This window comes from Nonomuraea sp. NPDC003804 (assembly GCF_040610675.1).
Lineage (GTDB): Bacteria > Actinomycetota > Actinomycetes > Streptosporangiales > Streptosporangiaceae > Nonomuraea.
Genome location: NZ_JBEXMT010000029.1, coordinates 75,932 through 97,903 on the forward strand (window position 1 = coordinate 75,932; position 21,972 = coordinate 97,903).

At 71.3% G+C, this 21,972-nt stretch carries 25 protein-coding genes; 13 read left to right on the plus strand and 12 right to left on the minus strand.

The annotated features are described in order from the left end of the window. Positions 1 to 75 precede the first annotated feature (75 nt). Positions 76 to 294: a hypothetical protein gene (locus ABZX22_RS33300; RefSeq protein ID WP_354916906.1), complete on the minus strand. Its 219-nt coding sequence runs from the start codon at positions 292 to 294 to the stop codon at positions 76 to 78. Positions 295 to 436: 142 nt separating this feature from the next. On the opposite strand from ABZX22_RS33300, the gene ABZX22_RS33305 reads away from it, so the two are divergent. The 3 genes from ABZX22_RS33305 to ABZX22_RS33315 all read left to right on the plus strand — a co-directional run bounded on the left by ABZX22_RS33305 (position 437) and on the right by ABZX22_RS33315 (position 2,733). Further along, a complete protein-coding gene (locus tag ABZX22_RS33305; protein WP_354916909.1) occupies positions 437 to 673 on the plus strand; it encodes a hypothetical protein in 237 nt (78 codons plus the stop codon). 189 nt (positions 674 to 862) lie between these two features. Next, positions 863 to 2,086, plus strand: coding sequence for a sensor histidine kinase (locus tag ABZX22_RS33310; protein WP_354916912.1), 1,224 nt, complete (start codon positions 863 to 865; stop codon positions 2,084 to 2,086). Beyond that, positions 2,074 to 2,733, plus strand: a complete 660-nt coding sequence (locus tag ABZX22_RS33315; protein WP_354916915.1) for a response regulator transcription factor — start codon at positions 2,074 to 2,076, stop codon at positions 2,731 to 2,733. The genes ABZX22_RS33310 and ABZX22_RS33315 overlap by 13 nt, the downstream gene beginning before the upstream one ends. An 89-nt stretch (positions 2,734 to 2,822) precedes the next feature. Here the strand turns inward: ABZX22_RS33315 and ABZX22_RS33320 are convergent, their stop codons facing one another. After that, positions 2,823 to 3,311, minus strand: coding sequence for a YcxB family protein (locus tag ABZX22_RS33320; protein ID WP_354916918.1), 489 nt, complete (start codon positions 3,309 to 3,311; stop codon positions 2,823 to 2,825). Positions 3,312 to 3,377: 66 nt separating this feature from the next. Here ABZX22_RS33320 and ABZX22_RS33325 point away from each other — a divergent pair, with 66 nt between their 5' ends. Further along, the gene (locus ABZX22_RS33325; protein WP_354916921.1) at positions 3,378 to 4,436 is read left to right on the plus strand and encodes a pentapeptide repeat-containing protein; all 1,059 of its coding nucleotides are present in this window, start codon (positions 3,378 to 3,380) and stop codon (positions 4,434 to 4,436) included. 130 nt (positions 4,437 to 4,566) lie between these two features. Here ABZX22_RS33325 and ABZX22_RS33330 read toward each other — a convergent pair whose 3' ends face one another. After that, complete coding sequence (locus ABZX22_RS33330) at positions 4,567 to 6,186, minus strand: amidohydrolase (protein ID WP_354916924.1); 1,620 nt, start codon at positions 6,184 to 6,186, stop codon at positions 4,567 to 4,569. A gap of 175 nt (positions 6,187 to 6,361) precedes the next feature. Then, positions 6,362 to 7,741: an APC family permease gene (locus ABZX22_RS33335; protein ID WP_354916927.1), complete on the minus strand. Its 1,380-nt coding sequence runs from the start codon at positions 7,739 to 7,741 to the stop codon at positions 6,362 to 6,364. A 117-nt stretch (positions 7,742 to 7,858) separates the two neighbouring features. Between ABZX22_RS33335 and ABZX22_RS33340 the strand changes: the two genes are divergently transcribed. After that, on the plus strand, positions 7,859 to 8,455 hold the full coding sequence (locus ABZX22_RS33340; protein ID WP_354916929.1) for a TetR/AcrR family transcriptional regulator: 597 nt from the start codon (positions 7,859 to 7,861) through the stop codon (positions 8,453 to 8,455). Here ABZX22_RS33340 and ABZX22_RS33345 read toward each other — a convergent pair whose 3' ends face one another. Next, positions 8,456 to 8,869 (minus strand): TIGR03668 family PPOX class F420-dependent oxidoreductase, encoded by a 414-nt coding sequence (locus tag ABZX22_RS33345; RefSeq protein ID WP_354916932.1) that lies wholly within the window; start codon positions 8,867 to 8,869, stop codon positions 8,456 to 8,458. Between the two features lie 8 nt (positions 8,870 to 8,877). Then, entirely contained in the window at positions 8,878 to 9,951 is a 1,074-nt protein-coding gene (locus ABZX22_RS33350; RefSeq protein ID WP_354916935.1) for a DUF3800 domain-containing protein, read from the minus strand. A gap of 286 nt (positions 9,952 to 10,237) precedes the next feature. Between ABZX22_RS33350 and ABZX22_RS33355 the strand changes: the two genes are divergently transcribed. Together ABZX22_RS33355 and ABZX22_RS33360 are read left to right on the plus strand one after the other, a co-directional pair. Further along, complete coding sequence (locus ABZX22_RS33355; RefSeq protein WP_354916938.1) at positions 10,238 to 11,293, plus strand: SDR family NAD(P)-dependent oxidoreductase; 1,056 nt, start codon at positions 10,238 to 10,240, stop codon at positions 11,291 to 11,293. Beyond that, positions 11,290 to 12,066 (plus strand): MBL fold metallo-hydrolase, encoded by a 777-nt coding sequence (locus ABZX22_RS33360; protein WP_354916941.1) that lies wholly within the window; start codon positions 11,290 to 11,292, stop codon positions 12,064 to 12,066. Before ABZX22_RS33355 ends, ABZX22_RS33360 begins: the two co-directional genes overlap by 4 nt. Before the next feature lie 39 nt (positions 12,067 to 12,105). Here ABZX22_RS33360 and ABZX22_RS33365 read toward each other — a convergent pair whose 3' ends face one another. Together ABZX22_RS33365 and ABZX22_RS33370 are read right to left on the minus strand one after the other, a co-directional pair. Then, on the minus strand, positions 12,106 to 13,338 hold the full coding sequence (locus ABZX22_RS33365; RefSeq protein WP_354916944.1) for an ATP-binding protein: 1,233 nt from the start codon (positions 13,336 to 13,338) through the stop codon (positions 12,106 to 12,108). Beyond that, positions 13,335 to 13,994 carry a response regulator transcription factor gene (locus ABZX22_RS33370; RefSeq protein ID WP_354916947.1) on the minus strand — a complete coding sequence of 220 codons (660 nt, stop codon included), beginning with the start codon at positions 13,992 to 13,994 and terminating at the stop codon, positions 13,335 to 13,337. Before ABZX22_RS33370 ends, ABZX22_RS33365 begins: the two co-directional genes overlap by 4 nt. 124 nt (positions 13,995 to 14,118) lie before the next feature. Between ABZX22_RS33370 and ABZX22_RS33375 the strand changes: the two genes are divergently transcribed. Then, positions 14,119 to 14,604, plus strand: coding sequence for a hypothetical protein (locus ABZX22_RS33375; RefSeq protein ID WP_354916949.1), 486 nt, complete (start codon positions 14,119 to 14,121; stop codon positions 14,602 to 14,604). A gap of 49 nt (positions 14,605 to 14,653) precedes the next feature. On the opposite strand, the gene ABZX22_RS33380 is transcribed toward ABZX22_RS33375, so the two are convergent. Beyond that, positions 14,654 to 15,703: a hypothetical protein gene (locus ABZX22_RS33380; protein ID WP_354916952.1), complete on the minus strand. Its 1,050-nt coding sequence runs from the start codon at positions 15,701 to 15,703 to the stop codon at positions 14,654 to 14,656. A gap of 72 nt (positions 15,704 to 15,775) precedes the next feature. Next, positions 15,776 to 16,213 (minus strand): hypothetical protein, encoded by a 438-nt coding sequence (locus tag ABZX22_RS33385; RefSeq protein WP_354916955.1) that lies wholly within the window; start codon positions 16,211 to 16,213, stop codon positions 15,776 to 15,778. Positions 16,214 to 16,435: 222 nt separating this feature from the next. Here ABZX22_RS33385 and ABZX22_RS33390 point away from each other — a divergent pair, with 222 nt between their 5' ends. Next, entirely contained in the window at positions 16,436 to 16,972 is a 537-nt protein-coding gene (locus ABZX22_RS33390) for a peptidylprolyl isomerase (protein ID WP_354916959.1), read from the plus strand. 113 nt (positions 16,973 to 17,085) lie between these two features. Then, positions 17,086 to 17,946, plus strand: a complete 861-nt coding sequence (locus ABZX22_RS33395) for a rhomboid family intramembrane serine protease (RefSeq protein WP_354916962.1) — start codon at positions 17,086 to 17,088, stop codon at positions 17,944 to 17,946. 36 nt (positions 17,947 to 17,982) lie between these two features. Here the strand turns inward: ABZX22_RS33395 and ABZX22_RS33400 are convergent, their stop codons facing one another. Continuing rightward, entirely contained in the window at positions 17,983 to 18,228 is a 246-nt protein-coding gene (locus ABZX22_RS33400) for a cell division protein CrgA (RefSeq protein WP_354916965.1), read from the minus strand. Between the two features lie 131 nt (positions 18,229 to 18,359). Between ABZX22_RS33400 and ABZX22_RS33405 the strand changes: the two genes are divergently transcribed. The 3 genes from ABZX22_RS33405 to ABZX22_RS33415 are packed head-to-tail and all read left to right on the plus strand — an operon-like array spanning position 18,360 to position 19,703. Next, the gene (locus ABZX22_RS33405) at positions 18,360 to 18,980 is read left to right on the plus strand and encodes a class E sortase (protein WP_354916968.1); all 621 of its coding nucleotides are present in this window, start codon (positions 18,360 to 18,362) and stop codon (positions 18,978 to 18,980) included. 1 nt (position 18,981) lies between these two features. Further along, complete coding sequence (locus ABZX22_RS33410) at positions 18,982 to 19,140, plus strand: hypothetical protein (RefSeq protein ID WP_354916971.1); 159 nt, start codon at positions 18,982 to 18,984, stop codon at positions 19,138 to 19,140. After that, positions 19,137 to 19,703, plus strand: a complete 567-nt coding sequence (locus tag ABZX22_RS33415) for a gamma-glutamyl-gamma-aminobutyrate hydrolase family protein (RefSeq protein ID WP_354916974.1) — start codon at positions 19,137 to 19,139, stop codon at positions 19,701 to 19,703. The genes ABZX22_RS33410 and ABZX22_RS33415 overlap by 4 nt, the downstream gene beginning before the upstream one ends. A 382-nt stretch (positions 19,704 to 20,085) precedes the next feature. Here ABZX22_RS33415 and pknB read toward each other — a convergent pair whose 3' ends face one another. Next, the gene (pknB, locus tag ABZX22_RS33420) at positions 20,086 to 21,927 is read right to left on the minus strand and encodes a Stk1 family PASTA domain-containing Ser/Thr kinase (protein WP_354916977.1); all 1,842 of its coding nucleotides are present in this window, start codon (positions 21,925 to 21,927) and stop codon (positions 20,086 to 20,088) included. Positions 21,928 to 21,972: the final 45 nt, after the last annotated feature.

Consider the following 21,972-nt stretch of genomic DNA (forward strand, 5'->3'; position numbering starts at 1 on the left):
GCTCACGTTGTACGGTGCGGAGGAGAAGGGCGGACGCCATATGGGAGACGAGCAGATCACGACCATCGGCCGATGTCATGGATGCAAGCGCACCTTCGGCTTCATCCCCGCGACTGTCACGACCGCCACGATCGACCCCGAGACCGGGCTTCCTCCGGACATGACGGTGTTGGGCACCCACCGCGAGCCGACACCGGAAGCCCTGGCCAGATCCGTCAAGGCCCCCATCTGCCCCGACTGCGTGACCAGGGCGAAGCAGTTCAGGGATTCGATGCGGCCGACGCCGTTCGACACATGGCCACCAGGCAACCCGGATCGTGACTGATCCGCGGTCCTGACGGCCGCGACCGAGCCGCGCCTACTACAGCGGGCTGTACCGTCCATCCGGCGGCTGGCGTTATTCTTCCGGACGGCGGGCGCTTCTAGCGTGGGACTCATGAGCGATCTGTACCGAATTGACCCCGCGATCCGCCCGTCGCACCGCCCTCGGACGCGGCGCCGTCTGCTCCGTGCCCTGCTCTGGGTGCTGGTGGTGGTCGGTGTGACGGTGAACCTGGTGTCCAACATCGCCATGGCCGGCGATGTGACGCTGGTCGGGCTGGCGGGTGGCGTGGCCGGCGTGGCGGGCATCGCGGGCCTGATCGCCCTCGCCGTCGCCGGACGCCGTTCGTGACCTCTGTCGTCAGCCTGCACCGGGTGACCAAGGCGTACGGCGAGGTGGCGGCGCTCGCCGAGGTCTCCCTCGCCTTTCCCGTGGCGGGTTCGTGGCGGTGACGGGGCCGTCGGGCTCGCGCAAGAGCACGCCCTGGTGTTGATAGTGTGCCTGGCCATGGAGCTTCCTGCCCGAAAGATCCTTCGTTAGGTGGTACTGACGTATCTGTGGCGGTGCATCCGCTACCACCTGGTGCTGCTGCCCTCCGCCATGGCGACGGTGATCGCCCTGCCGCTCCTGGTGATCGCCGTGCTGGCTCCGGGCGGTCTGGTGGCGGTTCCGCGCATGATGGCGATCCTGCGCAGGTGGGCCGAGTGGAACCGGGGGCGGGCGGCGGCGCTCCTCGGCGTCCCCGTGTCCCCGAGGGAAGCACGCCTGCCGAAGGGCGTCGGCGCCCAGCTGCGGGAGCTGCTCCGGAGTCCGGAGAGCCGACGCGACCTGCGGTGGGCCGTACGGCACGTCGCGACGGGCATTCCTGCCGGACTGGCCGCCCTGACCGTCGTCGGCCTCGTCGTGAACGCCGTCCTGGAGGCGCCGCTGTGGTGGCTGTTCCCCGCCGACGACCCGCTGCGGCTGATGGTGGCGTTCCCGGTGACGGGATGGTCGCAGGCGCTCGGCCTGGGCCTGGCGCAGATCGTCGTGGGAGCGGCGCTCACCTGGCGGATCGTGCCGAAGCTGGCCCGCATGCACGCCGACGCCTGCCTCGCCGCGCTGGCGCCGTCCTCGGAGGACCGGCTCGCCGCGCGGGTCGACGAGCTGACCGAGAGCAGGTCGGGCGTGCTCGACGCGCACGCCGCCGAGCTGCGCCGGATCGAGCGCGACCTGCACGACGGCACCCAGGCCAGGCTGGTGGCCATCGCGATGCGACTGGGCGTGGCCAGGGAGGCGCTCGGCGACGACAGCGGGACGGTCGGCAGGCTGCTCAAGGAGGCCCATGAGGGTACCGAGGCGGCGATGGCCGAGTTGCGCCAGGTGATCCGCACGATGTATCCGCCCATCCTCGCCGACCGGGGGCTGGCCGGCGCCCTGAACGCCGTGGCGGCCCAGGCGGGCCTGCCCGTCGAGGCGGACCTGGACCACCTCGGGCCGGTCCCCGCCGCGGTCGAGACCGCCGCCTACTTCATCGTGTCCGAGGCGATCACCAACGCCACCAAGCACAGCGGTGCCACCCGGGCGACCGTACGGCTGGCCCGGAGAGACGACACCCTCCACGTCGAGGTCGCCGACGACGGGCGGGGCGGCGTCGACGAGAGGCGTGGCACCGGCATCGCCGGCATCCGTAAGAGAGTCGCCGCCTTCGACGGGGCCGTGGGCGTCGACAGCCCGCCGGGCGGCCCCACCACCATCACCGTGGAGCTGCCGTGCGCGTCGTGATCGCCGAGGACAACGTCCTGCTGTCGGCCGGGTTGGAGCTGCTCCTGGGCAGCAAGGGCATCGAGGTGTCCGCGGTGGTGCCGGACGCGTCCGGCCTGGCCGACGCCGTCGCCACGCACCGGCCCGATCTGGTCATCGTGGACGTACGGCTCCCGCCGTCCTTCCGGGACGAGGGCATCAAGGCCGCCGTCGCGCTCCGCCAGGCCGACCCCGCCCTGCCGGTCCTGGTCCTTTCCCAGTACGTCGAGCGGCTCTACGCCCGCGAGTTGCTCGCCGACGGCTCCGGAGGAGTGGGATACCTGCTCAAGGACAGGGTCAGCCGGGTGAGCCAGTTCATCGAGGATCTCCGGCGGGTGGCGGCGGGCGGCACGGTCATGGACGCCGAGGTCATCTCCCAGCTCATGATCGGCCGCAGGAGCGGCCTCGACATGCTCACCGGCCGCGAGCGGGAGGTGCTGGCGCTGATGGCCCAGGGCCTCAGCAACACCGAGATCGGCCAGCGGCTGACGGTCACCGACAACGCGGTGCACAAGCACATCGGCAACATCTTCGCCAAGCTCGGCCTGCCGCCTTCAGACGGCGGCCATCGCAGGGTTCTCGCCGTGCTGACCTTCCTCGACAACGAGCGACCGCCTTCTCCGGCCTGACCGGCGCCCGTGGTACAAACCGCGTGAAACGCAACATCCACGACCGGGGGAGCGGGCCACCGGGGTCCGGCTGTCTCCCGCTGACGACGTCAGGCCCTCGCTGACCGGCGTGCTTCCTCTCTGACCGCGAAGAGCCCGTCGAGTTCGGCCTGCTGCCCGTCGCTGAACGCGCGTCTCGGGAGGAACCCCGTGAACTGCCTGTTGACGAAGAACAGCCAGAACTCGGGAGTGGTCTCGATCCGGCTGAACAGGGACCACCGCGTCGCGGTGGTGGACTGGTCGGTTCGCGTCTCGTAACCGTCGCCGGTCACCCGCAGCGTCGTGGGGACGCAGAGGTAGGTGAGCTGCCGCTTCGCCATCCGGCGGATCACCACGCTCAGCACGAGGGGGAAGGCGACGGCGCCCGCGAGCATGCCGGCCCCCATCCCGACGGCGCCGACGGCGAGGCACGCCAGCCCCGACGCGGCCAGGACCAGCGGCACTGCCAGGGAGACGAGCTTGAGCTGCCGCATCACGCCCTGCTGGAGCGCTCGTGACACGTCGTCGGGTGTGGGTTGGTAGCTGATGGTGAAGTCCATGGTGCAGACCATCATTCGGGGTCGTGCGGGGACTCGCAAGATCGCCGTGTCTGATTGTCTATGGGCATGACACGCTCGAGGATGACGCGCTGGTTCGCCGCACACCCGTCGGCGGCCAGGTCGCTGCTGGGGCTGTTGGCCGCCGCGGCCCTGGTGGGCGCCGTCGTTCTCGTCCTGGGGCCGTTGTCGTGGCTGATCGCGGGCGACGCCGTGAGCGCGTTGACGGGCAAGGAGCAGGCGGATGCGATCAACGCGGTCCGCCAAACGGTGCTGGCGGCGCTCGGTGGCGCCTCCGCCCTGATCGCCCTCGGTTTCACGGTGCGTACCTACTATCTTTCGCGGCGCGGACAGGTGACGGACCGGTTCGGCAAGGCGGTCGGCCAGCTCGCCTCCGACAAGCTCGAGGAGCGGCTGGGCGGTGTTCACGCGTTGGAACACGTGATGTCCGAATCGGCGGTCGATCACACGGCGGTCATCGGTGTCCTGTGTTCCTTCGTCCGGGCGCGCACGATGCGCGAGAGGAACGCGGAAGGGGAATACGTCGCCGAGGACGACGATCCGGAACTCGCCTGGATCGAGTTGCCCGCTGACGTCGACGCCGCGATGACCGCCCTGGCCCGCAGGCCCAGGAGGGACGAGCCGAACCGGCCCGATCTGCGGGCGGCGAAGCTCGTCGGCCTGTCCGCGCGGAGCATGGACTTCTCCGCTCCACCCCGGTTGACCAGGATGTTCCTCACGTCGGCGGATCTGCGGCGGGCGGACCTCCGGGGCGCGGACCTGCGCGGCACGATCGCCTCCGCCGCGGACCTGCGACACGCTCTGCTGCACCGGGCCGACCTGCGGCGCGCCTCGTTCAGCGGCGCCGATTTCCGCGGGGCCCATCTGAACGGCGCGCTCCTGGCGGGCGCGATGTTCGAGGGCAGCGACCTTCGCGACGTGACCGGACTCACCGCCGGGCAGCTGTCGGAGGCCTATGTCGACACGGAAACCCGCTTCTCGCCTGAGCTCGCCGACGATCCGTGGGTTCAGGCGCGGCTGGCCGACTGCGTCGAGTGGACCGAGGCGCATGACGACCCGTGGGCCTGTCCGCCGCCCACGCGATGGCCGTCCGCGGCGGACACCTGAAAGACCGCCCCTGGCCGCGGAGCCGCCCCGGCGGAACCCGGGGGCGGCCCCTCGGCAGAACCCGGGACGGTCCCACGGCAGAACTCCGGGACGGCCCTGCCCACGGCGCCGGGTGGGGCCGTCCGCCCGGTCAGCTCCGCTGGTGGACGACCTCCCCGCCCACCACGACGAGGTCCGCCCGGACCCCCGGGATCTCCGCCACCGGGATCGCGAACAGGTCGTCCGAGAGAACCGTGAAGTCGGCCAGCTTGCCCGGGGTGAGCGAGCCCCTGTCGTGGTCGCAGAAGTTGGCGTAGGCCGACCCCAGCGTGTACCCGCGGATGGCCGTCTCCAGGCTGACCGCCTCCTCCGGCATCCACGCGGGTCCACCCGCGAGCCCCTGCCGGGTGACGGCCGTGTAGATGCCGACCATGGGGTCCATCTCGGCCACGTTCCAGTCGCTGGAGAAGGCCAGGACGGCGCCCGCCTCGTGCAGGGAGCGCATCGGCCACGCCTTGGCCCAGCGGGCCGGCCCCACCGCCTCCGCCCAGTCGCGTCCCGGCCCGGCGATGTCGGGGGAGCAGTGCCGGGGCTGCATGCAGGCCACGACGCCGAGCTCGGCGAAGCGCGGCACGTCGGCCGGGTCGAGGCATTCCACGTGGACCACCTGGTGGCGGGCGTCGCGCGGGCCGTTCACGCGGCGGGCGTGCTCGACGGCGTCGAGGACCGTGCGGATGCCCCGGTCGCCCGTGGCGTGGACGAACGCCTGGAAGCCCGCCGCGTCGAGCGAGGCCAGCAGGTCCGCGAACTCGCCCGGCGGGTAGAACGTCTCGCCCCGGTGGTCGCCGTGCCCGCAGTACGGCTCCAGCAGCGCGGCGGTGCGCGGCTCCACGACGTCGTCGATGTAGAGCTTGAGCGGTCCGACGCGCAGCCGGTCGTCGTCGTAGGCGGCGGCCGCCCGCGCGAAGTCGGCCAGGTCGGCGGCGGACGTCCCCCGCGGGTGGAACAGCGCCGCGATCAGGCGGGAGCGCAGCCTGCCCTCGGCGCGGGCGCGCTCGAACAGCCGCAGGTCGTCCAGGGAGTTCTGCGGCTCGACGATGGTCGTGATGCCGTGTCCGGTCGCCATGTCGAGGCTGGCGAGCAGCCGGGCGTACTGCCGGTCGGGGCCGGCCCACGGCACCCCGAGCGCGGCCAGCGCCCGATGGCCCTCCCGGGACAGCCCGCGCACGGCGAACTCGGTGACGAAGCCGGTCGGCGTGCCTGTGGCGTCCACCTGGGCCACGCCGAACGGCAGCTCGGTGTGGTCGCGGTCGATGCCGAGGCGGCGCAGGGCGGCGGTGTTGGCCCACAGCGTGTGCACGTCGTAGCCGAACACGATCGTGGGGACGGCGCCGGTGAGGGCGTCCAGGTCGGCGGCGCGGGGCGGGCCGGGGACGGCCGTGTAGTCGAAGCCCTCGCACTCGATCCAGGTGGCCTCGGGGTGCTCGGCCCGCCACGCGCCGATCCTGCGGCCGATCTCGGCCAGGTCAGCGGCCCCCGCGAGCTGCACGCACGCGTCGTCGGAGCCGAGCCGTACGTGGTTGTGCGCGTCCACGAAGCCGGGCAGCACCAGGCGGCCTCCGGCGTCGACGGTCTCCGCCGCCGCGGGCGCGTCGGCGTCCGCGCCGACCCACACGATCCGGCCGTCCCGTACGGCCAGCGCCTGCGCGCGGGGCAAGGCGTCGTCGACGGTGTGGATCCTGGCGTTCCGCACGGTCAGATCGGCGGTCATCGTTGTCCGTCCTCCTCGACGGGTAGTCATGCGAGGTCAGCCCCCGGAGACGGTGGCGCCCCCGGTGGGTGGTGCGGCGAGGTCGCAGGGGGTCGGTGGCGCCCCGGTGGGTGGTGCGGTGAGGTGGCAGGGGTCGGTGGCGCCCTGGTGGGTGGTGCGGTGAGGTGGCAGGGGGTCAGTCCTCGGGCACGGTGACGACCCAGTGGGTGGCGTGGCGAGGTCGCAGGTAGAGCAGGTAGTAGGCGGCGAACAGCGCGACGACGCCGCCCGCGACGACCAGGTCGGTGACGCTCTGCTCGAGCAGCGCGTAGCCCAGGGCCGCGATCACGACCAGCGGCGGAAGCGGCCACAGGGGCATGCGCCAGGCCCGCTCCTCCCGGTGCCGTGCCGTACGGGAGCGCAGCGCGGCCGCGGCGAGCAGCAGTGAGACGACCGTCACGATCACCGAGGTGAGGCCGAGCAACTGCTCGATGTCGAGCAGCGCGGCCATCGCCACGCCGGGCAGCCCGATGGCGAGCGTCGCCACGTACGGCGAGCCCCAGCGCGGGTGGATGCGGGTGAGCGCGGCGCCGACGGGAGCGGGCCAGGCGCGGTCGCGGGCGGAGGCGAACACGACGCGGCCGTTCTGGAGCACCATGACCAGGACGGCGTTGCAGATGGCGATGGCGATGCCCAGGTTGACCGCGGTGGCCACGCCGTCGCCGGCCCAGGTGCGCACGTAGTCGGAGAAGGAGCCGTTGACCAGGTCGTCGAGGGAGCCGACGCCCAGCACGGTGGCGATCACCGGCACGATGATGACGACGGCCGCCAGGCCGAGCGACCAGAACACCGCGCGGGCGATGTCGCGGCGCGGTTCCTTGATCTCCTCGGCCAGGTAGGTCGCGGTGCCGAAGCCGTTGACGACGAACATCGCCACGGTGAGCCCGGCCATCAGCACGGCGATCCCGAACGGAGAAGCGCCGCCCTGCCCGTCGGGCACGACGGGGGACAGGAGGACCTCCGGGCCCCGCTGGGCGTGCGTGAAGCCGAGGGCGGCGACCACGCAGGCGGCGACCACCTCGATGGCCAGGAAGACGCCGGTGATGAGGGCGTTCGACCGGATGTCGAGCACCGCGAAGGCGGTGGCGGCGAGCATCACGACGGCGCCGGCGCCGGCCCGGTCCACCGCGAGCAGGTCGCTCAGGTAGTCGGCCGTGCCCAGCGCGATGATCGGCGGGATCACGATCAGCAGGGTGATGGACAGGCCGAAGGTGAGCCAGCCGCACAGCCGGCCGAGCATCGCCGTCACCATGGCGTACTCGCCGCCGGAGCTGGGTCTGAGCGTGCCGAGTTCGGCGTAGCAGCAGCCGACGGCGATCGAGACGGTCACCCCGGCCAGCAGGGTGAGCACCGCGCCGCTGCCCTGCCCGGCGAGAACCTCGGGAACGATGATGAACAGCGAGGACGCGGGCGTGATGCACGACAGCGTGAGCATGACGGCGCCGAACAGGCCGAGCATGCGGGCGAGAGAGGGAGGGGCGGGAGCAGCGGCGGGGGCCGTTGGCGGCTGGATCATGGGCGCTCCTGGGCCGATCTTTGAATGCCGTTCAAACTGTTTGAATGGCATTCAAAATGCACTGCCGTAGATTGGTCCGTCAAGGACTCGTCAACGACCGTTATCGCAAGGTGAGCTATGGCGCGGGGGCATCGCCGGCTGGACCGGCCACGGGAACAGGTGCTGGAGGCGGCGATGGCCGCCATCGCCGAGCACGGCCTGGCCGACCTCACGATGGCCGGGCTGGCCCGGCGGCTGGGCACCAGCGGAGGCCACATCCTCTACTACTTCGGCAGCAAGGATCAGGTGCTGGTGGAGACGCTGCGCTGGAGCGAGGAACGGCTCGCCCCCCGGCGCGCGGAGATCGTCGAGCGCGCCGCTCCGGCCGGTGATCGGCTGGCCGGCTACATCGACCTCTACCTGCCCAGCGGCACCGCCGATCCGCGCTGGCTGCTCTGGGTCGACGTGTGGAGCCGCACGCTCGCCGTTCCCGAGCTGCGGGAGACACAGGCCGAGCTGGACCGGCGCTGGCACGAGGATCTGGTGCGGGTGGTGGACGACGGCGTGCGCGCGGGCGAGTTCGTCGCCACAGACGCGGAGGCCTTCTCGGTACGGCTGCGCGCGATGCTCGACGGGTTCAGCACCCAGATCGTCATCGGCGTGCCGGGCGTGGACCGCGCCGCCTTCGCCGCGCACGCCTTGGACCACTGCCGCCGGACGCTCGAAGCCCGCTGATCATCCGGCGGCGGACCAGCCGCTCCACCGCTCCACCGCGATCGTGACCACGGGCCCCTCGGGCGGCCGGGACCGGTAGGGCGCGTAGCGTTCGGCCAGCCGGGCGATCCAGCGCGCGCTCTCGGCCGGGTCGCCCACGATCGCCGCCCTGCCGTCCGCGCGCGCCCACCACAGCCGCGACCAGTCCTCCTCGTAGTGGTCCACCAGCAGGCTGACCCGCTCGTTGACGGCGATGTTCCGCAGCCTGCGCAGGTCCGTGGACCGCTTCGGCTTGTGATCGACCGCGAACGCGATCAGGTCGTCGTGGGCGGCGAACACGATCGGCACCAGGTGCGGCACCCCGCCGGTGTCGGCCGTGGCGAGCGTGGCGGTCCGCGCCGTCATGAATCTGTCCCTGGCCGAGAGCGCGTCCATGGAGGCATTCAACCAGCGCGGGCCGGCCCGAAGCCGTCCATCCAGATGGAGGCCGGGGCGATGTATGGGCGGAGCAGTTCGGTGAGCTCGGCGTCCCCGCGCCCGTCCAGCTCGTCCTCGGCGATCTTCCTGGCCGCGCCGGCGAGCAGGTCGGCGACCTGGATCCGGGGATCGGTGCGGGAGTCGACGAGCCTGACATCGGCCAGCCGGCCATGCGCGGAACCTCGGCGGACGACCGGATGTGCCCTGAGCTGGGCGATGCGCTCGTCCGTCAGCATGGTCTGCCGGTCGTGCACGATGGACAGGACGCCGTCGCCCTCGGCCCAGCGGTCGACCGCCTGGACGATGGCCGGGACCAGCGGGTCGAGCACGGGCATCTGCGGCGGATCGCCGAGCAGCCGCGCCCTGAAGGCCTCCACGAGGGGTCGCGCCGCGGCGAGCCGGTCCATGACGGCCCCTGTCGGGCCGCCGACGCCGGCCGTCCGCAGGGACTCGACCAGGTGGAAGACCTCCTCGACGGACACGCCGGGACCCCGGCCGTTTCTGGTGCGCAGCAGGTCGTTGCAGGCCGCCAGGAACGCGGTCCAGCGCGCGTGGCCGAGCGCGCCCTGGCCCTCGCGGTAGAAGGCGGCGGCCAGGTCGGCGGGATCGTCGCCGTCGGCGGGAAGCAGTTCGATCACGGTGCGGACGACGAAGAACGCCTTGTCGATGAGGTAGACGTGGGCGTTGCCGAGGAGCGGCCCCGAGGGCCCGAGCAGCCACGCGCGGGCCTGGCGATGCTTGCTCCGGAGCAGGATGAACGCCTTGTACTCCGTCGTCGGTGACGGCGCCCGGTCCCGCACCGCTCGCATGCACGCGGCCGCCGACTCGACGTCGAGTCCCAGGCCCGCGTGCGCGAACACCTTCGTGTTGCCCCCGACGAGCTTCTCGCCTTCCGACCCCGACTCGTCGCAGGCGATCTCACGGTGTGGCCCCTGCGGCGCGCCGGTGGACGGGCGCGGTCGCGGCCGGCCGCCGGCAGGAGACCCAGCCGACAACCCAGCGGGCAACCGGTCCGTCCGCCCAGGATCGGGTCTGATCACGCATCGGACATTACGCAGCCGCCGTGACCGGACGAAAGGTGTTTTCCGGCCGGGCGGAGAGTCATAGCGGCAAAGGTCGAGGAAGCGCCGTGTGTCTCCGTTGACCCTTAGGAGGGGCCTGAATAAATTCCGACCCGTTCTGCGGCCGAGGGGGAGCGGCCGATCGGTGGCGGGGGTGGCCGGCCGATACCCGGGAGGGCCTGAGGAGCGCGCCGGACCGACCGGACCGACCGGGTCGCCGGAGGAGGGTGCAACGAGGGTGGGGGGAGTTCGGGTGCGGAGTGCGGTGCGTTGCTTCGGTGAACGGCTGGTGCCCTTCGACGAGCCGGTCGAGGAGAGTCGCGCGGTGGTCGAGCCGTCGCCTGGCGAACTGCTCGCCGCCGCTCGCGGAGCCGTCGCCGAGGGGAGACCGCTGCTCGTCGCGGCGCGGACCGACGCCTACGCGGGATTCCTGCGCACGCTCTGGCTCGAGCACCCGGAGCTGGCGGTCGCGCTGGTGATGACGAACGGCCGCGTTCTCGCGCCCGAGCGGCCCGTTCCCGGCTACCACGAGCTGGTCGTCGACGAAAGGGGCGGGACGTGGCGGCGGGAGAGCGTGCCGGTGGAACTGCCGGCCGAAGGGCGGATCCCCCTCGATTCCGGCGATGTGGTGCTGGTCAGCGGCGGCGGTAAGGGGTTCGGCCATGAGTGCGCGAAGGCGCTCGCCGGCGCCACGGGCGCCAGGCTCGCTCTCCTCGGCAGGTCCGAGCCGGACGACGATCCCCTGCTGGCCGCCGCTCTCGCCGACCTCCCGGGGGAGCACGCCTACGAACCCGCCGACCTCGGCGACTCCGCGGCGGTGGCGCGTGCCGTACGGGCGTTGGAAGGGCGGCTCGGGCGGGTGACGGCGATCGTGCACGCGGGCGGCGTGAACCGTCCCGCGCGGTTCACCGAGCTGACGGACGGAGAGATCGCGCTGCACGTCGCGCCGCGGGTCGGTGGGTTGGACGCGTTGCTGGCCGCCGTGGAGCGCCCCCGGCTGGTGGTGACGTTCGGCTCGGTGGCCGGCAGGTACGGCAAGGCGGGCGCCGCGCACGTCGCGCTCGCCACCGGGCTGATGCGGGAGCGGCTGGGCGAGTTGCGGACCGAGGCGCTCAGCGGGGAGGGCGGCCGCGACGGCGTGCCGACGCGGTTGCTCACCGTCGAGTGGGGCGACGAGGACGCGACGGGGCACTGCGCCCTGCTCCTGCGCCTGCTGGCCGTCCCGGACCTCGCGGGCACCTTCTCCGTCCGCGCGGCCTCCGGCCACGAGGAGGCCGGGCCGGCACACGAGCCGCTCGTATCCGCCAAGATGAGGACATGAACGAGCAGTGGCTGGAGATCGGCGACCGGGTGTTCGTCCGTCGGCACGAGTCCTACGACCTGAACGTCGGCCTGGTCGTCGGTGACGGCCAGTGCCTGGTCCTCGACACGCGGGAGTCCCACCCCAAGGCCGCCGACCTGATCGAGGCCATCAGGAGGATCACTCCCGACCCGTGGACGGTCGTCAACAGCCACGCCCACTTCGATCACTATTTCGGCAACGCGCTGTTCGTGCCCGCCGAGTTCTGGGCGCACGCGCGGGCGGTCGAGGAGATCAAGAGGGACGGCGAGGGCACCAGGGAGCGGGTGGCGGCCGGCCGGGATCCCGAGGCCGCCGACGTGGAGATCGTGGTGCCCGACCACACGTTCACCGACCGGGCGACGCTGGACATCGGCGGCAGGCCGGTGCACCTGCGGTACTTCGGCAGGGGACACACCGACAACGACATCGTCGTGCACGTCCCGGACGCCGGTGTGGTCTTCGCCGGCGACCTGGTGGAGGAGGGGGCACCGCCCGCCTTCGGCGACGCCTACCCGCTCGACTGGCCGGGCACGCTGGCGGCGTTGCTGGCCGAGCTGCCCGAGCAGGTCATCGTGCCAGGGCACGGCGCGGTGGTCGACCGCGCGTTCGTCTCGGCCCAGCTGAACGACCTGGCGGTCACGGCCGATCTGGCCCGCCGGGCGCACGTCGAGGGCCTGCGCGACCTGGTCTCCCAGATGCCCTACCCGGAGGCGATCGAGCGGGCGTTCCTGCAGCTCGACCGCGACGCCTGAGCCCGGCGGCCGGGGCGGGTCCGACCCGCCCCGGCCGCGTCAGTCCCGGTGCGCAGGGAACCTCGCCACGAACTTGCCGTCCCGTACGGCGAGCGTCCCGCCGTGCAGCGTCGCGATGTCCCTGGCGATCGACAGGCCGAGCCCGGCCCCTCCGCCGTCCCTTGCCCTGGCCTCGTCCAGCCTGGTGAAGCGGTCGAAGACGGCCTCCCGGTGCTCGGGCGGGATCCCCGGCCCGTCGTCGAGCACCTCCAGGACCGCCTCGCCGTCCTTCTCGTACGCCCTGACCTCGACCGCCGTCGCGGCGTGCCGTACCGCGTTGTCCACCAGGTTGGTGACCAGCCGCGAGAGGTGGCCGCGCGAGCCGCTGACGACCACGTCGGGGCTGATGTCGAGGGTGACGGCCGCCCCCGGGCGGGCGCTCCGCTCGGCGACGACCTGGCCGAGATCCACCTCCTCCCTCCGCAGCGGCTCGCCGGCGTCGAGCCTGGCCAGCAGCAGGAGGTCGCCGGACAGCCGTTGCAGCCGTTCGACGTCGGCCAGCGCCTCGGTCGACAGCTCGGTGGGCTCGGCCAGCTCCATCCGGGCGCGCAGGGTCGCGATCGGGCTGCGCAGCTCGTGCGCGGCGTCGGCGACGAACTGCTTGTGCCGCTCGACCGCCGTCTCCAGCCGGTCGAGCGTGGCGTTCACCGTGACGGCGAGCCCGGCGATCTCGTCGCCCGATTCGGGGACTGGCACGCGCTGGTGCAGGTCGCGCGCGGTGATGTCGGCGACCTTCGCCCTGATCGCCGCGACGGGCGCCAGCGCCCGGCCGACGGAGAACCACGTCATCCCCGCCACCACGGCAAGCAGGAGCGGCACCCCCGGCAGCAGCAGCCCGTTCAGCGTCTTGAGCGCCTGCTCGGCGCCGGCCAGCGAGGCCCGGCCCCAGACCTCGACAGGACCCGTCTCCGTGTCGACCGCCATCCTGGCGACGGCGAACTGGCCCGGGGTCGCCGTCTCCCACGGCCCCACCGTCTCCCACGGGTCCACCGTCCTCGTGGTCGCGCTGACCTGGACGTCCGGGTCGGCGGTCAGGACGAGCTCGGCGGGCTTGGTGACGGCGGCCAGCGGCATCGCCGCGACGACCTTCCTGGCCGCCTCGGACCTGGCGCTGGCCTCCAGGCTGCCCTTCAGCGAGATGACCAGGACGGCCGCGGCGATGCCGAGCGCGACGGCGACGACGGCGGTGGCCGCGACCGTGGCGCGCAGCCGTACGGAGAAGAGGCTTTTCACGCCGCCTCCAAGCGGTAGCCGGCGCCCCTGACGGTCTCGATCACGCCGGGGCCGATCTTGCGGCGCAGCGCGCTGACGTACACCTCGACGATGTTGGGGTCGCCGTCGTAACTGAAGTCCCATGCCTGGGCGAGCAGCTCGCTCTTGCTGACCACCTCGCCCGCCCGGCGGGCCAGGCCGTGCAGCACCGCGAACTCCTTCGGGGTCAGCGCGATCTCGACGCCGCCCCTGCGGCAGCGCATGCCCGCGGGGTCGACGGTCAGGTCGCCCACGGTGATCGACACGGGCCGCTCCTTGCCGCCCCGCCTGACCAGGGCGCGCAGCCTGGCCACCAGGACGACGTAGGAGAAGGGCTTGGCGAGGTAGTCGTCCGCGCCGGTGTCGAGCGCTTCGGCCTCGTCGTAGACGCCGTCCTTCGCGGTGAGCATCATGATCGGGGTCCAGTTGCCCGCCTCGCGCAGTTTCGCGCAGAGCGCGTACCCGTTCAGCCTGGGCAGCATGACGTCCAGCACGATCGCGTCGTAGTCGTTCTCCGAGGCCATCCACAGCCCGTCGCGGCCGTCGTAGGCGACGTCGACGGCGAAGCCCTCACCCGCCAGGCCGCCCTTGACCAGGTCGGCCAGCCTCTTCTCGTCCTCGACCAGTAGAACTCGCACAGGGCTCAGCGTGCCTGACTCGACCTAAAGCCAACCTGAAGATCATTTCGGCGGCGTTCAGGGTGCCTTCAGGTTGCGTGGGCGAAGCTGCGTTCATTCCGTTCGATCAACGAAGGAGAGGGAAGTGTTCAAGCGACGTATCGCCGCTCTCGTTGCCGTGGGTGCCGTGCTGCTGGCCGGGGGGCTGGCCGGATCGGCCAACGCCGCCTCAGGGGAACCGCCCGCCAAGCCGCCCGCCAAGGGCACCTGCGTGACGAGCGACGGCAGGACCCTCGAGTTCGTCGACGCCATCCCCGCCACCGAGATCGAGCACGCCGAGAAGGGCGAGGTCCGGCTCTCCGCTGACGTCGACGCGACCGGTGCCGTGGCGCGCGCCGCGAAGGTCGCGCCCGACGGGGAGACCGTGACGGTCACGACCCCGCCCGACGGCGCCCCGCACGTCCAGGGGTGGAGCGAGGTCACCGAGGCCGTCCCCGCGACGCCCGCCACCGAGGCCGAGCGGAAGGACGCCCCGATCCAGGCCGCCGAGATCACGGAGAGCGCGGTCGCGATCGCCCCCGCGGACGACGAGAACGCCAAGGCCGTGACCATCGCCTGCCGCGCCGAGTAACGGGGCGCGGCCCTGCCGTACCGGCGATGGGGGTCCGGTACGGCGGGGCTCAGGCGAAGGACGGGTGCGGGCCCAGCGCCCAGTACTCGAAGAGCCCGTGGCCGACCTGCCCGTCGTACTCGAAGCGCGCGACCGCGTCGACCATGCCCCACATGCGGCCGGCGTCCTCGGGCAGCGTGTAGGTCACCCCTTGGACCACGGGCTGGCTTCCCTGGTACATGCCGTGCTTCCAGTCGGGCTCCAGGCCGTACCCCGTGCCGACCATGAGATGGACGGGCAGGATCGGCGTGCACCGCACCTCGATCTTGTCGAAGGTGATCGTGGCCGACACGACGTCGCGGGTGCCTGGGGCGTAGACGGGGTGGTAGCCGGGGCGGCCGAGATACTCCTCCCGGCCGTCCGACCACACCCTGACGGCCTCCTCCAGGACCCTGCGGCCCTCGTGGTCCTCCTGCACGATGCAGAGGATCGCGTGGTCGTCGAACTGCATGGGCGCGTACAGCCAGTAGAAGGTGCCCGGGTTCTTGACCTGGATGCCGGGCGGCTCCGGCTCGCCCACCGGCCTGATGCCCCAGGAGCGGTCTCTGGTGCCCTGCCATCCGTCGACGGGGATCTCGTCGTCGCCGACCACGATGGTGCCGCTCCAGCGGCCGGTCTGTGCCAGCCGTACGGAATCGAAGATCACCCGCTCCTGCCAGCGCAGGAAGTGGCGGGGTTCGAGCGTGGCCGGGATCGTGCCCGTCCACGTGAGGTCGAAGGACAGGCCATGCTCGTTCGGCTCCAGAATCACCCTGAGCCGCTTGAGCCCTTCGATGACCTCGATCCTGAACGGGCCGACGGAGGTGTCCATGCGGTCGCCGCCCAGCTCCCGTGACGCCCGCACCACCCGGTGCAGGTCCGGACGGCGGGCACAGGCGAAGGCGTCGGTGACGCCGAGATTGGGGTACTGCCCGAGCCCGACGATGAGCATGAGCTCGTCGGTGCCGGCATGGCAGTTGAAGTAGTAGCGATCGTAGAAGTTGCGATCGGAGGTCGCCACGTGGCGCATGACCTGAGGGGCCTGGTGGACGGGGAAGTCGTCGAGCGGTGACAGGCTCATGCGCTGGTTGTAGCAAGCGCTTGGTTAGAGGTCAACGCGGCCGCGCGCAGGGGCGCGGCCGCGTCGCACCCGTCAGGTCGTCTTCGGCGCCGCCTCGTCGACCTTCTCGGCCGTGTTCTCCGCGTGGGATGACACCTTGTCGGCCGCCTTGTGTGCCCGCTCGCTGACCCAGCGAGAGGCGTCAGTGGCGGACTCCTTCATGTGGTCGGTCCACTGCTGGGCGTTGCGGCGGTAGAACACGAACCCCATGGCGCCCAGTGCCACCCCGGTCATGAGCACCATGACCGGCCACCGGCGGGACCTTGCCGGTGTCGGGTCGATTCTGCTGGCCGCCTGGCTCAGCATCGCGCTGATCCTCGGGGCGAGCTGATCCTCGACCCGATGGGCGGCATCCTCCAGTTTGGGTGCCGCCCAGTAACGGGCATCCTCGATCCGATGTGCGGTGACCGTCTTGGCCTGGTCCGCCATCGGGGCGAGCCGGTATCCGGCCCGCATGGCCTGAGCCTTCATGCGGCCCAACCACGTCGCGGGAATCTCTACCACGACGTGGCGCTTTCTCAGTGTCAGGGACACGACAACCTCCCCTGTCGTTGGGGCCCCGCAGCGTGACCTTCCCGGTACAAGGCGGCTCAATCATGACGAGCCGTGGGAGGATGCATGAGTGGCCCCAGCGGCCTTGACATGCAAACCATCACAGAATGATCCCTGTGCACAGAGGGGGGCAGCTGTCTCGTGGCTGAGAAGCTGATCGCAAACCTGCAGACCAACCGCGGTCTCATCAAGATCGAACTCTTCCCGAACAAGGCGCCGAAGACGGTTCGCAACTTCGTGGAGCTCGCCGAGGGCACCAAGGAGTGGACGCACCCCGGCACCGGCGAGAAGAGCACCGGACGCTACTACGACGGCACGATCTTCCACCGCGTCATCGACGGATTCATGATCCAGGGCGGCGACCCGCTCGGCCAGGGCATCGGCGGCCCCGGTTACGAGTTCGACGACGAGATCCACCCGGAGCTCGTCTTCAACAAGCCGTACCTGCTGGCCATGGCCAACGCGGGCGTCCGCTTCGGCAAGGGCACCAACGGCTCGCAGTTCTTCATCACCGTCGTGCCGACGCCGCACCTCAACCGCAAGCACTCGATCTTCGGCGAGGTCGTCGAGGGCCAGGACGTCGTCGACGCGATCGCCAAGACGCAGACCGGCCGTAACGACCGCCCCACCGAGGACGTGATCCTCGAGTCGGTCACGATCGACCGCGTCGAGGGCTGAGCGACGGGCTGGGCGGCCGCGCTCATCGGGAACGCGAGGCTGTCGCCCGCGACGGTCCAGCGCCGACCCTCCCGATGAGTAGGCTGGCGGTCAGTGGACGAGAAAGGCCCCTCATGACCAGCCAGCCGCCCAGCCCCCAGGAGACCGTGCCCACGTGCTACCGCCATCCTGGCCGGGAGACGTGGGTCCGCTGCCAGCGCTGCGAACGGCCCATCTGCCCTGACTGCATGCGCGACGCGGCGGTGGGCTTCCAGTGCCCCGAGTGCGTCGCCGAGGGCAACAGGACCGTACGGCAGGCACGCTCGACCTTCGGCGGCGGCGTCGTCACGACGCCCTACGTCACCTACACGATCCTGGGGCTCATCGGCCTGGTCTTCGCCGGCCAGCTCCTCACCGACAACAGGCTCGGTTCCGCCCTCATGATGAACACGGTCTACGTGGTCGGCGAGGGCGAGTACTACCGGATGATCACCAGTGCCTTCGCGCACTCCACCACGATGATCTTCCACGTGCTCTTCAACGCCTGGGCGATCTGGGCCATCGCGCCCTACCTGGAGCGAGCCTTCGGGCACGTCAGGTTCGCCGCCCTCTACCTGCTGTGCGCGCTGGGCGGCTCGGTGATGAGCCTGTGGTTCGACGACCTGCGCACGGCCACCGTGGGCGCCTCGGGCGCGGTCTTCGGGCTGTTCGCGGCGATCTTCATCGTGGGGCGCAGGCTCAAGCTCGACGTGCGCGGCATCGCGACCGTCATCGTGCTCAACCTGGTGATCACATTCGTGGTGCCGGCCGTCACGGGATTCGGCATCAGCTGGACCGCCCACGTCGGCGGCCTGGTCACCGGCGCGGTGCTGACCACCGCGCTGGTCTACGCCCCCAGGAAGCACCGCGCCCTGTATCAGGCGCTGGCCCTCCTGGGGGGCTTCGCGATCATGGTCGCGCTGACGGTCATCCGCGCGACGTCGTTGCTGTCCTGAGACTTTCCCCAGGCTGTGGAAAACCTGTGGAAAGTACTAACGCCAGCGGGTGGAAAGCACCACACCGAAGATGATGAAAGCGAACCCGACCAGCAGGTTCCAGTTGGCGAGATCCTTGAGCAGAGGCGCTTGAGGGGCCACGTAGTAGACCGCGATCCACAGGATCCCGACGATCCACGACAGGACCATGGTCGGCGCCAGCCACCGCGGGCTGACCTTGACCTCTTGCGACTTCTGCGGCGGCGTGTAGACCGCCTTCTTGCGAGTCTTCGGCTTGGGCACGGGATAACTCCTGCTGGCGGCCGGGGGCCATCCGGATAGTCCCCAGGCTCTCTGGTCTGCCCAGGATAGTCGCCACGCGCGGAACATGGCGATCCCCGGCGTCCGCCACGCCTGTGCATAACCTGAGCAGAGTGAGGGCACTGCTGCGGACCTGCGGGGAGCTGAGCATCACGGCCGGCCTGGTGATGATGTTCTTCTGCGCCTACCTGCTGTGGGGCACCAGCGCCTACACCCAGCGCCAGCAGCAGCTGCTCCAGCGACAGCTCGCTGAGGAGCAGGGCGACGCGACCGCCCACCTCGGCCGGATCAGGCTCGGCAACGCCCTGGCCCTGCTGCGCATCCCCAGGCTCGGCGACGACTACAAGTACGCCGTGGTCGAGGGCGTCGACGCCGAACACCTGAAGAAGGGCCCCGGCCACTACCCCGGATCGGCGCTGCCGGGAAAGATCGGCAATCTCGTCCTGTCGGGCCACCGCACCACCTACGCGGCGCCGTTCAACCGCATCGACGAGCTCCGGCGCGGCGACGAGATCATCGTGGACGCCCGCGAGGCCCGCTACACCTACCGGGTCATCTCACAGGACGTCGTCGAGCCCGACGAGGTGGACATCCTCGCCCCAGTGCCAGGAAAACCCGACATCACCCCCATCAGGGCGATGATCACGCTCTTGACCTGCCACCCCGAGTACTCCGCCGCCCAGCGGCTCATCGTCTACGGCGTGCTGAAGTCCACCGAGCAGAGGAAGGCCTGACATGTACGGCTGGATCTGGCGGCACCTGCCCGGCGGACCGCCGACGCGGCTTCTGGCGGCCCTCGTGCTGGTCGCCGTGGCGGGAGCCGTACTCTGGTATGTCGTCTTTCCTCTTCTCGAGCCCGCCGTGACGCTGGATGAGGTGACCGTCCGCAAATGATCCTGGTGGTGGACAACCACGACAGCTTCGTCCACACCATCGTGCAGTACCTGCGCTTCCTGGGCGCCGTGTGCGAGGTGCGGCCGCGTGACGTCGTGCGCGTGGAGGACGCCGACGGCTTCGCCGGCGTCCTGGTGAGCCCAGGGCCCGGCACGCCCGAGGCGGCGGGAGTCAGCGTGCCGCTGGTACGCCACGCCGCCGCCACCGGCAAGCCGCTGCTCGGCGTGTGCCTCGGACACCAGGCGATCGGCGTGGCCTACGGCGCGGTCGTCTCCAGGGCGCCCGAGCTCATGCACGGGCGCACGAGCGCCATCATCCACGACGGCAAGGGCGTGTTCGCGTCACTGCCCTCGCCCGTGACGATGACGCGCTACCACTCGCTCGCCGTACGGCCCGAGACGGTGCCCGACGAGCTGGAAGTGAGCGCGCGGACCGCCGACGGGACGATCATGGGCCTCCGGCACCGCACCGCGCCCATCGAAGGGGTGCAGTTCCACCCCGAGTCGGTGCTGTCCGAGCACGGGCACCAGCTACTGGGCAACTGGTTGTCGACCATCGTGTAACGCGGCGCCGCCACGGAACGACTTACGGGTGAACGTCCCCGCCGTCGCCCCCGAGCGGCGGGGACGTTTCCCCTTCCGGCCCCCGGGTGAACGCCCCGGCGTCCAGACTGCCCCCGAGCGGCGGGGACGTTCCCCATTCCGGCCCCGGGCCGCCCCCGGGCGACGGCGGCGTTCCACGCCGATCCCCAGGCGACCGCCCTGGCGTCCGGCCGCCCACGGATGTGTTCCCGGGTCCCAGTGGCGTTCCCGAGCCGCCAGCGCGGTCCTGGGGCCGTCACGACCGCCTACCGGCGTTCTCCACGCCGGGCGGCGGCGATCACGAGCGTGCAGGAAAGGAAACGGCCCCCTCGCCCCGGAAACCGGGTGAGGGGGCCGTCCTGGGTCACGGGCCGAGGTCTGGCGGCTCGCCGGTGTCGCCCGGATCCTCGGTCGCCGGGTCGGACGGGATGTCCGTCGGCTCCTCAGTCGCGGGGAACGACGGCTCCTCGGTCGGCTGCTGCTGCTCCGGCCCCGTCGAGACCACGATCGTGACCGTCGTCTTCTGGTTCTGCGAGCTGCCCGCCTCGGGGCTCTGCGTGATGACCGTGCCAGGCGGCTGCTCGCCCGGCTGCTCCACCACCTTCACCCGGAAGCCCTCGGCCTTCAGCTCGCTCTCGGCCTCCTCCTGCGTCTTGCCGACGACGCCGGGCACCGGAACCTGGGCCTTGGGCACGTACAGCTTGACCGAGCTGCCCTCCTCGACCTCCGTGCCGGACTTGGGCTTGGTGTCGAAGACCTTGTCCTGCTCCCTGGAGGAGACCACCGGCGTGATCACGCCTTCGAGACCGGCGGCCTTCAGCGCGTTCCTGGCGTCCTCCGGCGAGGAGCCGATCAGGCCGTCGGGCACGGCGATCTTCTTCGGGCCCTTGGACACCTTGAGAGCGATCGAGGCGCCCTCGTCCACCTTGGTGCCGGCGTCGGGCTCGGTGCTGATGACCACGCCCTTCGGCACCTCGGCGTCGTTCTCCTCGGTGACCGTGAACTTGAGCTTGAGCGCGGTCAGCTCGGCCTCGGCGTCCTTCTGCTTCTGCGTGGCCAGCTGCGGCACGGTGACCTGCTTGGCGGCCGTGCTGCTCCCCGAGGCGAGGAACTTGTAGCCGACGAACACGAACGCGCCGATGATCAGCAGCGGGACGAGGATCCAGGCCGCGGTCTTGGCCGCGGTGTTGCCGCCGCCACCGCCCGCGCGCCGCCTGCCGCCGCGGCTGGGCTCGCCCTCGCCGTACTCGTAGGGCGGGATGGCGCCGGTGCGCTGCGTGGCGGGGCCGGCGCCCTGCGGGGCGGCCATCGTGCGGGTGCCGGGGCCGTAGTTGGCGACCATCGTCATGGTCTGCGCCTCGACCGGCATGCCGGACATCGCGCGCTGGATGTCGGCCCGCATCTCGCCCGCGCTCTGGTAGCGCTGGGCCGGGTCCTTGGCCATCGCCTTGAGCACGATCGCGTCGGCCCACGGGGGAATCTCGGGGTCGATCTGCGACGGAGGGATGGGCTCCTCGCGCACGTGCTGGTAGGCGATCGCGACAGGGGAGTCGCCGGTGAACGGCGGCTGGCCCGTCAGCAGCTCGTACAGCACGCAGCCGGTGGAGTAGATGTCGCTGCGGGCGTCGACCCGCTCGCCCCTGGCCTGCTCGGGCGAGAGGTACTGCGCTGTCCCTATCACCTGCGCGGTCTGCGTCATCGTGGCGGCCGAGTCGGCCATCGCGCGGGCGATGCCGAAGTCCATCACCTTGACGTCGCCGGCGCGGGTGATCATCACGTTGGCCGGCTTGATGTCGCGGTGCACGATGCCGCCGCGGTGGCTGTAGTCGAGCGCCCGCAGGATCCCGTCGACCAGCTCCACCGCGCGCTCGGGCAACAACCGCCGGTCGGCCCGCAGCAGGTCGCGCAGCGTGCGCCCGTCGACGTACTCCATCACGATGTACGGCACGGGCGTGCCGTCGGTGGCGTCCTCGCCGGTGTCGTAGACGGCGACGACGGCCGGGTGGTTCAGGGAGGCCGCGGACTGGGCCTCACGGCGGAAGCGGGCCTGGAAGGTGTGGTCACGCGCGAGGTCGGCGCGGAGCGTCTTGATCGCGACGATGCGGTCCAGCCGGATGTCTCGTGCGCGATACACCTCGGCCATGCCGCCGCGCCCGACGACGCCGTCGAGCTCGTAGCGACCTCCGAGTAGCCGAGGCTGAGTCATTTCCTGCACTGTCCCTTACCGTTCATCTTGGGTACCGGCCGGCTC